The 13770-nt window shown below is 66.7% G+C and carries 15 protein-coding genes; 7 read left to right on the top strand and 8 right to left on the bottom strand.

What is annotated here, in order from left to right:
* Window positions 1-4: 4 nt before the first annotated feature.
* The 7 genes from kynU to asnS form a co-directional block, all read right to left on the bottom strand.
* The gene (gene kynU / locus EGM71_RS13210) at window positions 5-1279 is read right to left on the bottom strand and encodes a kynureninase (RefSeq protein ID WP_188485290.1); all 1275 of its coding nucleotides are present in this window, start codon (window positions 1277-1279) and stop codon (window positions 5-7) included.
* A 204-nt stretch (window positions 1280-1483) separates the two neighbouring features.
* On the bottom strand, window positions 1484-2005 hold the full coding sequence (locus tag EGM71_RS13205) for a 3-hydroxyanthranilate 3,4-dioxygenase (protein ID WP_126411140.1): 522 nt from the start codon (window positions 2003-2005) through the stop codon (window positions 1484-1486).
* Between the two features lie 19 nt (window positions 2006-2024).
* Window positions 2025-2687, bottom strand: coding sequence for a carbonate dehydratase (can, locus tag EGM71_RS13200; RefSeq protein ID WP_087923022.1), 663 nt, complete (start codon window positions 2685-2687; stop codon window positions 2025-2027).
* A 72-nt stretch (window positions 2688-2759) separates the two neighbouring features.
* On the bottom strand, window positions 2760-3398 hold the full coding sequence (locus EGM71_RS13195) for an FMN-binding negative transcriptional regulator (RefSeq protein WP_188485289.1): 639 nt from the start codon (window positions 3396-3398) through the stop codon (window positions 2760-2762).
* Window positions 3399-3405: 7 nt separating this feature from the next.
* Window positions 3406-3720 (bottom strand): hypothetical protein, encoded by a 315-nt coding sequence (locus EGM71_RS13190; RefSeq protein ID WP_094000972.1) that lies wholly within the window; start codon window positions 3718-3720, stop codon window positions 3406-3408.
* A gap of 5 nt (window positions 3721-3725) precedes the next feature.
* Window positions 3726-4025: a hypothetical protein gene (locus EGM71_RS13185; protein ID WP_005417403.1), complete on the bottom strand. Its 300-nt coding sequence runs from the start codon at window positions 4023-4025 to the stop codon at window positions 3726-3728.
* Between the two features lie 30 nt (window positions 4026-4055).
* Window positions 4056-5450, bottom strand: a complete 1395-nt coding sequence (gene asnS / locus EGM71_RS13180) for an asparagine--tRNA ligase (protein ID WP_057500623.1) — start codon at window positions 5448-5450, stop codon at window positions 4056-4058.
* A 128-nt stretch (window positions 5451-5578) separates the two neighbouring features.
* Here asnS and EGM71_RS13175 point away from each other — a divergent pair, with 128 nt between their 5' ends.
* The 7 genes from EGM71_RS13175 (at window position 5579) to zipA (ending at window position 12506) form a co-directional block, all read left to right on the top strand.
* Window positions 5579-5917, top strand: coding sequence for a HesB/IscA family protein (locus tag EGM71_RS13175; RefSeq protein WP_006376495.1), 339 nt, complete (start codon window positions 5579-5581; stop codon window positions 5915-5917).
* Between the two features lie 90 nt (window positions 5918-6007).
* Window positions 6008-6550, top strand: coding sequence for a CbrC family protein (locus EGM71_RS13170; protein ID WP_188489848.1), 543 nt, complete (start codon window positions 6008-6010; stop codon window positions 6548-6550).
* A 168-nt stretch (window positions 6551-6718) separates the two neighbouring features.
* Window positions 6719-7156, top strand: coding sequence for a 30S ribosomal protein S6 (gene rpsF / locus EGM71_RS13165; protein WP_006452997.1), 438 nt, complete (start codon window positions 6719-6721; stop codon window positions 7154-7156).
* Window positions 7157-7167: 11 nt separating this feature from the next.
* Window positions 7168-7398 (top strand): 30S ribosomal protein S18, encoded by a 231-nt coding sequence (rpsR, locus tag EGM71_RS13160; protein ID WP_002804494.1) that lies wholly within the window; start codon window positions 7168-7170, stop codon window positions 7396-7398.
* A 105-nt stretch (window positions 7399-7503) separates the two neighbouring features.
* Window positions 7504-7956: a 50S ribosomal protein L9 gene (gene rplI, locus EGM71_RS13155; protein ID WP_100442377.1), complete on the top strand. Its 453-nt coding sequence runs from the start codon at window positions 7504-7506 to the stop codon at window positions 7954-7956.
* A gap of 259 nt (window positions 7957-8215) precedes the next feature.
* Window positions 8216-11719, top strand: a complete 3504-nt coding sequence (gene smc, locus EGM71_RS13150) for a chromosome segregation protein SMC (protein WP_188485288.1) — start codon at window positions 8216-8218, stop codon at window positions 11717-11719.
* A 46-nt stretch (window positions 11720-11765) separates the two neighbouring features.
* Entirely contained in the window at window positions 11766-12506 is a 741-nt protein-coding gene (zipA, locus tag EGM71_RS13145; RefSeq protein WP_188485287.1) for a cell division protein ZipA, read from the top strand.
* A gap of 100 nt (window positions 12507-12606) precedes the next feature.
* Here zipA and EGM71_RS13140 read toward each other — a convergent pair whose 3' ends face one another.
* The gene (locus EGM71_RS13140) at window positions 12607-13731 is read right to left on the bottom strand and encodes a pyridoxal phosphate-dependent aminotransferase (RefSeq protein ID WP_188485286.1); all 1125 of its coding nucleotides are present in this window, start codon (window positions 13729-13731) and stop codon (window positions 12607-12609) included.
* Window positions 13732-13770 lie beyond the last annotated feature (39 nt).

The raw sequence follows: 13770 nt of genomic DNA, 5'->3' as shown, positions 1-13770 counted from the left end.
CGGCTTAAAGGCCGGCCCAGGCTTCCACTTCCTCGACGAAGTGGTGCACGTCCAGGTAGCGGTTGTAGAGCGGGGTGGGCGAGATGCGGATCACGTCGGGCTCGCGCCAGTCGCCGAGCACGCCGATGCCGCGCAGGTGTTCGAACAGCGCACGGCCACGCTCGCGGCCACCGATCACGCGCAGCGACAACTGGCAGCCGCGGCGCTGCGGGTCGGCCGGGGTGATGATGTCCAGTACCTGTGGCAGGCGCGCACGTACCAGTGCTTCGAGCATGCCAGTGAGCGCCAGCGATTTGCTGCGCAGCGCCTCCATGCCGGCACGTTCGAACAGGTCCAGAGAGGCGCGCAGCGGTGCCAGGCCGAGGATTGGCGGATTGCTCAGCTGCCAGCCTTCGGCGCCGATGGCGGGCGTGAACTGCGGCGCCATCTGGAAGCGGGTGGCTTCCTCATGGCCCCACCAGCCAGCAAAGCGCGGCAGGGTGGTATCACGGTGGTGGCGCTCGTGCACGAAGGCGCCTGCCACTGCGCCCGGGCCGCTGTTGAGGTACTTGTAATGGCACCACACGGCAAAATCGGGAGCCACGTCATGCAGGCGCAGCGGCAGGTTGCCGACCGAGTGCGCCAGGTCGAAACCGATGCGTGCGCCCTGCAGGCGTGCGGCGCGGGTGATCACATCGAGGTCGAAGGCCTGGCCGGTGCGGTACTGCACGCCGGGCCACAGCACCAGCGCCAGGCGCGGGCCGTGTTCGGCGATGGCGCGTTCGATCGCGGTCAGTGAGATCGTGCCGTTGGCTTCGTCCGGCTGCACTTCCACCAGGCACTCCGCCGGCTCGAAACCATGGAAGCGGATCTGTGCTTCCACCGCATGACGGTCGGTCGGGAATGCACCGGCTTCCATCAGGATCACCGGGCGCTCGGCCGTTGGCCGGTAGAAGCTGACCATCATCAGGTGCAGGTTCACGCTCAGCGTGTTCATCGCCACCACTTCGCTGGGCAATGCTCCGACCACACGGGCCAGCTGTGCGCTCACCAGGCGGTGGTAGGACAGCCACTGCGTCGGGCCGGTGAAGTGGCCTTCCACAGCCAGTTCGCCCCACTGCTTCATCACTTCCTGCACGGCGGCCTGAGCGCCACGCGGCTGCAGCCCCAGCGAATTGCCGACGAAGTAGGTCTGCTCGCCGCCGCCGTGGCGCGGAATCAGGAATTCATTGCGCAGCGGGCGCAGCGGATCGGCGGCGTCCAGGGCGATGGCGTGGGTGCGGCTGAGCAGGTCGGACATGGTCGGGCAACAGGCTGCAACGGGACCGCCAGTGTAGCGCCTGGGGCATGGCCCGGTAGCTGCCAACCCAACGCTAGTGCCGCATGGCCCGGTAGTCGCCAACCTTGGTTGGCGCACGTACAAGCAAGCGCCCACCAAGGTGGGCATCTACCAGAGCGGGAGCGAGCAAGCGCCCACCAGGGTGGGCAACTACCGTTCGATGGCTCAGCCCGCCGCTGGCGCCGGCAGCGGATCCACGTGCCCGCACTGGCTGCAGGTGCGCAGCTCCAGGCTGGCGTGGTAGCGCGCGAACACCTTGGGCAGGTCGGTTTCGATGTTCTGCAGCGGGAAGAACTCTTCGTGCAGCTTGTGGTTGCAGCGCTCGCAGTGCCAGATCACGCCGTCCATCTCATGCGGCAGGCGCTTGCGCTCGACCACCAGGCCGATGCCACCGGGTGGGCGCCGCGGCGAGTGCGGCACCTTCGCCGGCAACAGGAAGATTTCACCGGCGCGGATCGGAATGTCGCGCACTGCGCCGTCTTCCTGCACCTTCAGCACCATCTCGCCTTCGAGCTGGTAGAACCACTCCGGGCCTTCGTCGTAGTGGTAGTCGGTACGCGAGTTCGGCCCGCCGACCACCATCACGATGAAATCACCGTTGTCGATCATCTTGTTGCCCACCGGCGGCTTCAGCAGGTGGCGGTTCTCTTCGATCCAGGCGTGCAGGTTGATCGGCGAAGCGAGCATGGTGGTCATCCGTAAGGGATCAGTCGCGCTTGCCCTTGCGCGGGACGTACGACAGGGCCTTTTCATAGGCCGGCTGCAGCTCTTCCTGCGAACCGACGTCGATGCCCATCTCGCGCACGCGTCCGTCCTTCAGGCTGTAGACCCAGCCGTGCACCATCAGCTTCTGGCCGCGGGCCCAGGCGTCCTGCACGATGGTCGAGCGGCACAGGTTGGCCACCTGCTCGATCACGTTCAGTTCGCACAGGCGTGCGTGCTTGAGCTCATCGGTTTCGATCGCATCGAGGATGCCGGTGTGCTTCTGCATCACGTCGCCGACGTGGCGCAGCCAGTTGTCGGCCAGGCCGACGCGGGTGTTGTGCAGGCAGGCGTGCACGCCGCCGCAGCCGTAGTGGCCAACGATCAGGATGTGCTTCACCTTCAGCTGGTCCACCGCGTACTGCACCACGCTCAGGCAGTTCAGATCGGTGTGTGCGACCACGTTGGCCACGTTGCGGTGCACGAATACTTCACCCGGCGCCATGCCGATGATCTGGTTGGCCGGAACGCGCGAATCGGAACAGCCGATCCACAGGTACTCGGGGTGCTGCTGCTTGGCCAGCTGGTGGAAGAAGTCCGGATCTTCCTTTTCGATGCGGTCGGCCCAGTCGCGGTTGTTCTGCAGCAGCTTGTGGATGTCTTTCATGTTCGGGTCCCTGGCGTCGGGTGGGGGCGCGCCGCAGCCGTCCGGCTGCGTCGTCGCGGGAATCTGGGGCGTTCAGTCGCTGCGGGCGGCCTGTTCGCGGTGCCAGCGCATCCACTGCGCCAACTCGGTGGAATAGGGGGTGTCCAGCTGTTCCAGTTCGGCGATCACTGCGCGCTGGTTCGCATCGGGATGGTTCTGGCTCAGCTTGAGCTTCAGCTGCACGTGTTCGACCTGGAAGCGGAAGCCGACGATGGCGCGCAGTTCCGGGCCGTGTTCGGCACGCGTGGCATCGAACTGCCAGGCCTGGCCGACGCTGGCTTCAAAGCGGTCGCTGATCGCGCCGACCAGTTCGGCCAGCGCATCGGTGTCGTCGAAGGTGTGCAGCTGGCCGCGCAGCTCGGCGGCGGCGTAGTTCCAGGTCGGTACCCGCGCGGCGGGCTCCTTGTCCGGATACCAGCTGGCCGAAACGTAGCCGTGTGGGCCGTCGACCAGTATCTTGGCCGCGCCGGCCTGGCGCGACTGCGGATTGGCGCGGGCCCAGTGCCCGCGCAGTTCGATGCGCTCGCCGTCACGCCGGTACAGCACCGGCATCCGGGTCAGCTCCGGCAGGCCATCGCTGCCGGGGGTGAGCACGGTGACGAATGGATCGCGCGCCAGCAGGCGGTCCAGCCAGAAAAGGTCGGTCTCGGCGAAGGCGCGCGGAGTGAACATGCCTGGATCAGGCGCGCCCGCCCAGCGACTGGATCATGCGGCCGCGCAGGCCCTCATCGTTGTCGGCCTGAGGTGGCTGCACTTCGTGCAGGCTGAAACCGCGCACCAGCGCGTCTTCCTCGTCCAGGCCGTCATATTCGACGAATTCGGCGTCGAACAGCTGCGAGCGGGCGGTGTCTTCGCTGTCATAGCTCAGCGTGTTGCCGTCGCTGTCGAGCACCTCGGCGGTGCCGGCCGGGCGAACGCGCAGGCGTGCCCAGATCAGGGTGTTGCCGAGGCTGGCCAGCCACCAGCTGTCGCGCGAGGCAGTAATGTCATTCATGGGGGTTACCAGAGCGAGGCCAGCCAGAGCAGGGCGGCCATGCCCAGTCCGGCCAGCAGGGTCAGCAGCGATACCCAGGCCGGCGTCGCCAGCCCGGACAGCGAGCGGTCCGGCTGCTGGCGATAGTCGCGGCGCAGCAGCCAGGCCAGGGCATCGGGCTTGAGGAAGGCGCCGCTGCCGAAGCGCTCGGCGAGCGCCGGATGGCGGTCGCGCACATGCACCAGGGTCAGCGGCCAGAAGATCACGAAGGCACTGAACCCGGCCACTGCAACGCCGACGAAACAGAGGGCGAAGAACAGGGTCATGGGAGCGGTACCTCCGTGGTCGTGTGGGGCTTAGAAGTCCGCGCTGCCCGGGGCGCGCGGGTAGGGGATCGCATCGCGGATGTTGGACAGCCCGCAGACGTACACCACCAGACGCTCGAAGCCCAGGCCGAAACCGGCGTGCGGCACCGAACCATAGCGGCGGAAATCGCGGTACCAGCTGTAGTGCTCACGGTCCAGCCCGAACTGGGCCATGCGGGCGTCCAGCACGTCCAGGCGCTCTTCGCGCTGGCTGCCGCCGATGATCTCGCCGATGCCCGGAGCCAGCACGTCCATCGCGGCAACGGTCTTGCCGTCGTCGTTCAGGCGCATGTAGAAGGCCTTGATGTGCTCCGGATAATTGGTCACCACCACCGGGCGGCCGACGTGTTCCTCGGTCAGCCAGCGCTCGTGCTCGGTCTGCAGGTCCAGGCCCCATTCGACCGGGAAGTCGAACTTCTTGCCGGACTTCTGCAGCAGGCTGACCGCATCGGTGTAGTCGATGCGCTCGAACGGTGCGTTGATGAAATCTTCCAGCTTGGTGATCGCGTTCTTGTCCACGCGCTCGGCGATGAAGGCCAGGTCGTCGCTGCGCTCGTTCAGCACGGCGCGGAACAGGTACTTCAGGAACTCTTCGGCCAGCCGTGCGTCCTCGGCCAGGTCGGCGAAGGCGATTTCCGGCTCGATCATCCAGAACTCCGCCAGGTGGCGGGTGGTGTGGCTGTTCTCGGCGCGGAAGGTCGGGCCGAAGGTGTAGACCTTGCTCAGCGCCAGGCAGTAGGCCTCGACGTTCAGCTGGCCGGACACGGTCAGGAAGGTTTCCTTGCCGAAGAAGTCGCGGCTGAAATCGATCGCGCCCTTCTCGTCACGCGGCAGGTTCACCATGTCCAGGGTGGACACGCGGAACATCTGGCCGGCGCCTTCGGCATCGGAGGTGGTGATGATCGGGGTGCTGATCCAGTTGAAGCCGTTCTCGTGGAAGAAGCGGTGCACGGCCTGGGCCAGGCAGTTGCGGATGCGGGTGACCGCGCCGAACAGGTTGGTGCGCGGGCGCAGGTGCGCCACTTCGCGCAGGAACTCCGGCGACATCGGCTTGGGCTGGATCGGGTAGGTGAGCGGGTCTTCGACCCAGCCGACCACCTCCAGCGCGCTGGCCTGGATCTCGAACGACTGGCCCTTGCCCTGCGACTTCACCAGCGTGCCGGTGGCGATGACCGAGCAGCCGCTGGTCAGGCGCTTGATCTCATCGAAGTTGGCCAGGCTGTCGCCGGCCACGACCTGGATCGGGGCGAAGCAGGAGCCGTCGCTCACATTCACGAAGGCCAGATTCGCTGAACCGCGCACCGTGCGCACCCATCCGCGTACCGTGACTTCGCCGCCTTCCGGGATCTTCCCGGCAAGCGCATGTTCAACGCTGACCACCGTCATGACTTGAATCCTCTGCTGATCGACTCGATCTGTGAACACGGGAGTTTACCGGTTGCAGCGTTCTGCTTGCGAGGCATTTTTCGCGGCAACGGCTCCTTATAATGTCCCCGTACCTCTGGAGTAGCCCCATGGCCGTCAGCCTGACCCCCATTGCCTTCGAGCGCGTGCAGCGCTTTGTCGCCCAGACCCCCGGCGCGCTGGGCCTGCGTTTCGGCGTGACCAAGACCGGCTGCTCGGGCTGGGGTCACATCACCGACCTGGCCCGCGACGAGCGCGAGGGCGATACCGTGTTCGACCAGGACGGCGTGAAGATCTACGTCGATGCCAAGAGCCTGGCGCTGGTGGACGGCACCGTGATCGACTTCGGCAAGCACGGACTGAGCGAGACCTTTACGTTCAGCAATCCCAACGCCACTGCCGAGTGTGGCTGTGGCGAGAGCTTCACCACCGACGCCGACAAGGCCTGACGGCCGCCGGGCATGGCCCTGCGCTGGCAAGGCGTGCTCGGGTAGATGCCGGCCTGGATCGGCACGCTGGGCTCGGCAGGGACCCCACGGATGGAACGACCGGCTTTTACCTATCACCCCAACGCCTACGACCTCTCCTTCGAAGAGGTCGAGGGGGTCTGCGACTGCTGCGGCCAAACGCGCACACTGCGCTACCACGGGCCGTTCTACACCGCCCTGAAGCCCGATTACCTGTGCCCGTGGTGTATTGCCGATGGCAGGGCGGCGGCCAGCTACGAGGGTGAGTTCACCGGCTGGAGCGATATCGAAGGGGTCTCGCCAGACCCAGCCGACCCGCCGCCGACCATCCCCCGCGAGCATCTGCTGGAGATCTGCGAGCGCACCCCGGGCTACCTGTCCTGGCAGCAGTCGGTCTGGCTGAGCCATTGTGAACGGCCCTGCGCCTTCCTGGGTTTTGCCGGCAGCGAGGACCTGCTGCCGATCCTGGAACAGGTCCGGCCGGACGTGGCGGCGGTCAATCCGCGCGATGCCGACTGGGTGCTGGCGCACCTGAGCCGGGGCGGCATGATGGTGGGGTGCCTTTTCCAGTGCCTAGCCTGCGGCCAGCACCGCCTTCACGTCGATCTGGGCTGAATACGCTGGCGGGTTCAGGTTGCCCCGTAGCCGCCCGGTTGCCCGCCACCCCCATCTGCGCCATAATGCGCGGCTTCCTGCCTCCCTGGCGGGAATCCTTGCCCCACCGCGGTCTCAACGGCGGGGGGCTGTCCGGCCGCAAGGCCACATCCGAAAGGTAGAAAAAACATGAGTCGTCATTACGAAATCGTGTTCATGGTCCACCCGGACCAGAGCGAGCAGGTCCCGGCCATGATCGAGCGCTACAAGTCGCTGGTCGAGAACGGCAACGGCACCATCCACCGTCTGGAAGACTGGGGCCGCCGCCAGCTGGCGTACCCGATCCAGAACCTGGTGAAGGCCCACTACGTGCTGATGAACATCGAAGCCGACCAGGCCGTTCTGAACGAACTGACCGAAAGCTTCCGCTTCAACGACGCCGTGCTGCGCAACCTGGTCATCAAGCGTGACGAGGCTGACACCGAGCAGTCGCTGATCATGAAGAGCAAGGACGAGAAGGGTGACAAGCCGGAGCGCGGTGAGCGCCGTCGTCGTGACGACGAAGAAGGCGAGTCCACCACCACCGCTGACAACGAAGCCGGCGACGACGCCGCTTCCGCCGCCTAAGGAGCCTTCCCATGTCCAAGTTCTTCCGTCGCCGCAAGTTCTGCAAGTTCACGGCTGAAGGTGTGAAGGAGATCGACTACAAGGATCTCAACACCCTGCGCCAGTACCTGACCGAGAACGGCAAGATCGTGCCGAGCCGCGTCACCGGTACCAAGTCGAAGTACCAGCGTCAGCTGGCGACCGCCGTCAAGCGCGCTCGCTTCCTGGCCCTGATCCCGTACACCGACAACCACGACGTCTGATGCCCGGCGGGGCGGCCCGGTGCCGCCCCCGCTGTGCCAGCTATTCGGACAGCCTTTGTTGCGGGGCATCGCCTCGCTAACGAATAACTCATCTGGAGCAATACCATGCAGCTGATCCTCCTGCAGAAAGTCACCAACCTCGGCAACCTGGGCGACCTGGTCGACGTGAAGCCGGGCTACGGCCGTAACTTCCTCGTGCCGCAGGGCAAGGCCGTTCCGGCCACCGAGAGCAACAAGGCCGAGTTCGAAGCCAAGCGCGCCGAATACGAAGCCAAGGCCCAGGCCATCCACGCCGACGCTGACGCCCGCAAGGCCAAGCTGGAAGGCGCGAGCGTGACCATCGCCGCCAACGCTTCGACCGAAGGCAAGCTGTACGGCTCGGTCGGCGCCCGCGAAATCGCCGATGCCTTCACCGCTGCCGGCCTGCCGGTCAGCAAGAGCGAAGTCATCCTGGGCGAAGGCGCCTTCCGCAACATCGGTGAGTACGACGTCCTGGTGCACCTGCACGCCGACGTTGAAACCACCGTCAAGGTTGTGGTTGAAGCCGAAAAGGCCTGATCCCACGCCGAAAGGCCTGGAATCACCGCAGAACGGGCGCCCGCAAGGGTGCCCGTTTTGTTTTATGGCTCCGTTTCGTGGCGTCGGGCCACGTCCGGCGGGCGGGGCGGGGCTGGACAATGTTCCACGCCCATTCGTAGAACACGGCCACATCGGTATACTCAGGGCGTCACACCCGTTCCACGGGCATCGATCCCAATAGGATCAATGACTTGGAGGGTAAACGCAGGCCGCTTGCCGGCCCCAGTCCGGAACCCCTATGCGTCTTTCCACGATCAAGCTGTCCGGCTTCAAGTCGTTCGTCGATCCGACCACCCTGCACCTGCCGACCAACATGACCGGCGTGGTGGGGCCCAATGGCTGCGGCAAGTCGAACATCATCGACGCCGTGCGCTGGGTCATGGGCGAGAGTTCGGCCAGCCGCCTGCGTGGCGACTCGCTGACCGACGTGATCTTCTCCGGCTCCAACGCCCGCAAGCCGGTCTCGCAGGCGACCGTCGAGCTGATCTTCGACAACTCGGATCACACGATTTCCGGCGAGTACGCCTCGTTCAACGAAATCTCGGTCAAGCGCACGGTCAGCCGCGACGGCACCAGCAACTATTACCTCAACGGCACCAAGTGCCGCCGCCGCGACATCACCGACCTGTTCCTCGGCACCGGCCTGGGCCCGCGCAGCTACTCGATCATCGAGCAGGGCATGATCAGCCAGATCATCGAGGCGCGCCCGGAAGACCTGCGCGTGTACCTGGAAGAGGCGGCCGGCATCTCCAAGTACAAGGAGCGCCGCAAGGAAACCGAGACCCGCATCCGCCATACCCGTGAGAACCTGGACCGGCTGGGCGACCTGCGCGACGAGATCAGCAAGCAGCTGGAGCACCTCAAGCGCCAGGCCAGGCAGGCAGAGCAGTACCAGGCGCTGCAGGAAGAGCGCAGGGTCAAGGATGCCGAATGGAAGGCGCTGGAATTCCGTGGTCTCGACGGGCGCCTGTCGAAGCTGCGCGAAGGGCTGTCGCAGGAAGAAACCAAGCTGCAGCAGCTGATCGCCGACCAGCGTGATGCCGAGGCCCGCATCGAGACCTCGCGCGTGCGCCGCGAAGAAGCCGCCGACGCGCTCAACACCGCGCAGGCCGCGGTCTACCAGGTCGGCAGCACGCTGGCGCGCGTGGAACAGCAGATCCAGCACCAGCGCGAACTGTCGCAGCGCCTGCACAAGGCACGCGACGAGACCCGCCAGGCGCTGGCCGAACTGGGCCAGCACATCAGCGGCGACGAGGCCAAGCTGATGGTGCTGCGCGAGGCGGTGGAGGCCGCCAGCCCTCAGCTGGAGGAGCTGCAGGAAGAGAACGAGATCAAGCAGGAAAGCCTGCGCGAGGCCGAAGACCGGCTGGCCAGCTGGCAGCAGCGCTGGGAACAGCACACCTCGCAGAGTTCGGAAGCCTCGCGCGCCGGCGATGTCGAGCGCACGCGCGTGGACTACCTGGACAAGCAGATCCTCGATGCCGACCGGCGTCGCGAGGCCCTGGCCGCCGAGCGCGCCGGGCTGGACGTGGACGCGCTGGAGGAAGCCTTCGAGCAGCTGCACCTGCAGCACGACACGCAGAAGACCGCGCTGGATGAATTGAGCGAAGACGTCGAACTGCGCAAGCAGGGCGTGGCGGCGGTGCAGGAACAGCAACGTAATAGCCAGGATGAACTGGCCGAACTGCGCAAGCAGGCCAACGGCCTGCGCGGTCGCCTGGCCTCGCTGGAAACCCTGCAGCAGGCCGCGCTGGGCCAGGAGCAGGGTGCGGCAGTCGCGTGGCTGAAGGCGCGCGGGCTGGATTCGGCGGCGCGTGTCGGCGAGCGCCTGGACGTTGATGCCGGCTGGGAGAACGCGGTCGAAAGCGCGCTCGGCCAGTTGATCGAAGGCGTGCTGGTCGATGATCCGGCCAGCCTGGTCGACGCCCTCGGCGAACTTGGCGAGGGCCACATTACGCTGGTCGCCAACGCGGGTGCCGACGTCAAGGTTGCACCGACCTCGCTGGCTGCCCGCGTGCGTGGCCCGGCAGCGATCCGTCGCCTGCTGACACACCTGCACGCAGCCAAGGACCTTTCCGAAGCGAAGGCGTTGCAGGGCAGCCTTCCGGAAGGCGATTCGATCATCACCCAGAGTGGCGAACGCCTGGGCCAGGGCTGGCTGCGCGTATCGCGCTCCGGTGCGGCCCAGCAGGGCGCGCTGCTGCGCGAACGCGAGATCAACGAGCTGCGCGAGCAGATCGAACAGCTGCAGGACCGCGAGGCCGAGCTGGAAGAACAGCTGAGTGGTTTCCGCGAGCAGTTGCAGGCGGCTGAACAGCAGCGCGAAGACGCGCAGCGTGCGCTGTACCAGACCCATCGTGCGGTGTCCGAGCTGGCTGGCCAGCTGCAGGGCCAGCAGGGCAAGGTGGAGGCCGCGCGCACGCGCATTGACCGCATCGAAGGCGAGCTGAAGCAGTTGCAGGAAGCGTTGGAAGCCAACAACGGGCAGGCGCGTGAAGCGCGCTCGCGGTTGGAGAACGCGGTCAGCAGCATGGGCGACCTGGAATCGACCCGGCAGCGGCTGGAGGGTGAGCGTCGCCAGTTGACCGAGGCGCGCGACCTGGCCCGCGACGCCGCGCGTGCGGTGCGCGAGCGCTCGCATTCGCTGGCCCTGACCCTGGAATCGCAGCGTGCGCAGCTGGCCTCGTTGAGCCAGGCGTTGGAACGCATGGGTACCCAGCGGGGTCAGCTGGATTCGCGACTGGGTGAGCTGCATTCCCAGCTGGACGAAGGTGATTCGCCGGTCGAATCGCTGCAGGCCGAGCACCAGAATGCACTGGAAGAGCGCGTGCGGGCTGATCGCGTGCTGACCGAAGCGCGCACGCTACTGGATGGTATCGACGCCGAGCTGCGCAATTACGAACAGACCCGCCACCAGCGCGACGAACAGGCGCTGGCCCAGCGCGAGCGTATTTCGCAGCGCAAGCTGGACCAGCAGGCACTGGTGCTCAGCGCGGATACCCTGCAGGGCGCGGTGGAGAAGGCCGGTTTCGTGTTGCAGGACGTGCTCAACGCACTGCCCGAGGACGCCCGCCTGGGCGACTGGGAGCAGGCCGTGCACCAGATCGATGGCCGCATGCGCCGGCTGGAGCCGGTCAACCTGGCCGCGATCCACGAGTACGGCGAGGCCTCGCAGCGTTCGGACTACCTGGATTCGCAGCACACCGACCTGACCACGGCGCTGGAGACCCTTGAGGATGCCATCCGCAAGATCGACCGCGAGACCCGTGGCCGCTTCAAGGACACCTTCGATCGTGTCAATGCCGGCGTGCAGGCCCTGTATCCGCGCCTGTTCGGTGGCGGCCACGCCTACCTGGAACTGACCGGTGAAGACCTGCTCGACACCGGCGTGACCATCATGGCGCGCCCGCCGGGCAAGCGCGTGTCCAGCATCTCGCTGCTGTCCGGCGGCGAGAAAGCGATGACCGCAGTGGCGCTGGTGTTCGCCATCTTCCAGCTGAATCCCGCGCCGTTCTGCCTGCTGGACGAGGTGGACGCGCCGCTGGACGAAGCCAACGTCGGCCGCCTGGCCAACATGGTCAAGGAAATGAGCGAGAAGGTGCAGTTCCTGTTCGTCAGCCACAACAAGGCGACGATGGAGGCGGCGCACCAGCTGTCGGGCGTGACCATGCGCGAGCCGGGCGTCAGCCGCCTGGTCAGCGTGGACCTGGAAGAAGCCGCGCGATTGGCGGGCGCGGCCTGACGTGCCATCCTAGTTACCTGAATGAACTAGCCGGAGAACCTATCGAATGTCCGACACGGCACTGTTGCGCATCGGCATCCTGGCCGCCGGCCTGCTGTTGATCGCCGCGATCTTCCTGTTTGGCCGTCCGAAGAAGAAGCCCCAGGGGCGCCGCGTGGAAAACGCGGAACCGACCAGCGGCGAGCGCCGCGAACCGGTGCTGGGCGAAGACGGCGTGGTCGTGGCCGATGGCCGCGTCGAACCGGGCATGGGCGGCGAAGGCGAGCAGGCTGAACTCGGCCTGCCCGACACCGACCCGGGCGCGGCCAGCGACCTTGGCAAGCGCGCCACGCAGGATTTCGACAAGATCGTCTCGCTGTTCGTGGCCGCCCGGGCCGGCGAGCAGCTGCGCGGCGAAGACATCGTAGTGGCGGCCGAGAAGACCGGCCTGGTGTTCGGCCACATGAACGTGTTCCACCGCCTGATGGAAGGCCACCCCGAGCGCGGGCCGATCTTCTCTATGGCCAGCATCATGAAGCCGGGCAGCTTCGACATGGCCAACATCCGTGCCATGGAAACCCCGGCCATCGCCTTCTTCCTGACCCTGCCGGCGCCGCTGACCGCGCTGGACGCCTGGGAAAAGATGCTGCCCACCGTGCAGCGCATGGCCGAACTGCTCGACGGCGTGGTGCTGGATGACAGCCGCAACACCCTGGGCCGCCAGCGCATCGCGCACATCCGTGACGAGCTGCGCGCCTATGACCGCCAGCACCAGGCGCCGCCGCTGACAAAGACCCCGCGCTGGTAAGTGCTTTTATTCGGTGTGCCGACCAACGGTCGGCACCCACAACAGTAGATCCACGCCAAGCGTGGATAGGGCGAACCAAGGTTCGCCCCCATCAACAGGGTCAGGCCGGTACGCCGGCCACCTTCGCGAATGCGCGGCGGAACGCGGCCATTTCGTCTTCGGTGCCCACCGTTACGCGCACGCGCTGCGGCCAGATCGGCCAGCTGCGCCCGATCACCACACCGTTTTCCGCCAGCGCCTTGGCGAACGCAGTGCCATCGCGCTGCACGTCGACCACGAAGCAGTTCGCCTCCGACGGCAGGCAGCTGAAACCACGCTTGCCGAGCCATGCGATGGTGGCCTGGCGCACCTTGGCATTCTGCAGCCGCCGCTGCGGGATCAGCTGCGGATCACGAAGGCTGGCCAGCGCCGCGGCCAGCGCCGGGACCGGCAGCGGGTTGTCGCCGAGGCTGGCCAGTTCGCGCAGGCGATCGGGATGTGCGGCCGCCACGCCCAGGCGCAGGCCGGCCATGCCGTACAGCTTGGAGAACGTACGCAGCACGATCAGATCGTCACGCTGCGTCACCTGCGCGATCAGGCTGGGTTGCTCGCTGTACTGCAGGTAGGCCTCGTCCAACAGCACACGGGTGGATGCGGGCTTGTGGGCCAGCAGCCAGGCGAGCTCATCCGGTGGGCTGATCGAGCCGGTCGGGTTGTTCGGATTGCACACGTACAGCATCCCCGTCGGGCGCGCGTGCGCGGCGGCGACCATGGCGCGCAGGTCATGCGCACCGTCGTCGCGCAGCGGCACTTTCTGCACGTGGGCCCCGTGTGCGGCGGCGACCTCGCCCAGTGTCTCGAAGGTCGGGTCGGCCACCACCAGCCCCGCCTGCGGGCCGGTCCACAGCGTGGCGGCACGGTTCAGCGGTTCGCTGGAGCCCGGATAGAGGCGCACGTGGTCGGCCGGAATGCGTGCCTGCTCGATGAAGGCGTCGCGTACCTGGGCGGCCAGCGCAAAGCGGTAGCGGCCGCAACTGGCGATGCTCTCGCGCGCGGCCTGCTGTGCTTCAGGCGAGGGGCCATACGGACATTCGTTGAAATTCAGCAGTACCGTGCCTTCAGGCGGTGCGGGGGCGGCGGCTGCCGCGGGTTGGGCCTGGCCGAGCCAGGGCAGGCTGCTACCGGCGACGGCGAGGCCGGCACCGGCCAGTTGCAGGAAGTGTCGACGGGAGGCGGGCAGGGGCACGGGCAGGATTCCGAAGGGCAACCGTCGCACGCTAGCGCC

This window comes from Stenotrophomonas maltophilia (assembly GCF_006970445.1).
Classification (GTDB): Bacteria; Pseudomonadota; Gammaproteobacteria; order Xanthomonadales; family Xanthomonadaceae; genus Stenotrophomonas; species Stenotrophomonas maltophilia_AU.
Note: the sequence above shows the minus strand (reverse complement) of the source record. Positions and strands in the feature narration are given on the sequence as shown.

Coding starts and splice junctions, on each gene's coding strand:
- smc (WP_188485288.1), top strand. CDS start 8,216: ATGCGTCTTTCCACGATCAAGCTGTCCGGCTTCAAGTCGTTCGTCGAT.
- EGM71_RS13205 (WP_126411140.1), bottom strand. CDS start 2,005: ATGCTCGCTTCGCCGATCAACCTGCACGCCTGGATCGAAGAGAACCGC.
- rpsR (WP_002804494.1), top strand. CDS start 7,168: ATGTCCAAGTTCTTCCGTCGCCGCAAGTTCTGCAAGTTCACGGCTGAA.
- EGM71_RS13195 (WP_188485289.1), bottom strand. CDS start 3,398: ATGTTCACTCCGCGCGCCTTCGCCGAGACCGACCTTTTCTGGCTGGAC.
- asnS (WP_057500623.1), bottom strand. CDS start 5,450: ATGACGGTGGTCAGCGTTGAACATGCGCTTGCCGGGAAGATCCCGGAA.
- zipA (WP_188485287.1), top strand. CDS start 11,766: ATGTCCGACACGGCACTGTTGCGCATCGGCATCCTGGCCGCCGGCCTG.
- EGM71_RS13175 (WP_006376495.1), top strand. CDS start 5,579: ATGGCCGTCAGCCTGACCCCCATTGCCTTCGAGCGCGTGCAGCGCTTT.
- rpsF (WP_006452997.1), top strand. CDS start 6,719: ATGAGTCGTCATTACGAAATCGTGTTCATGGTCCACCCGGACCAGAGC.
- kynU (WP_188485290.1), bottom strand. CDS start 1,279: ATGTCCGACCTGCTCAGCCGCACCCACGCCATCGCCCTGGACGCCGCC.
- rplI (WP_100442377.1), top strand. CDS start 7,504: ATGCAGCTGATCCTCCTGCAGAAAGTCACCAACCTCGGCAACCTGGGC.
- EGM71_RS13190 (WP_094000972.1), bottom strand. CDS start 3,720: ATGAATGACATTACTGCCTCGCGCGACAGCTGGTGGCTGGCCAGCCTC.
- EGM71_RS13185 (WP_005417403.1), bottom strand. CDS start 4,025: ATGACCCTGTTCTTCGCCCTCTGTTTCGTCGGCGTTGCAGTGGCCGGG.
- EGM71_RS13170 (WP_188489848.1), top strand. CDS start 6,008: ATGGAACGACCGGCTTTTACCTATCACCCCAACGCCTACGACCTCTCC.
- can (WP_087923022.1), bottom strand. CDS start 2,687: ATGAAAGACATCCACAAGCTGCTGCAGAACAACCGCGACTGGGCCGAC.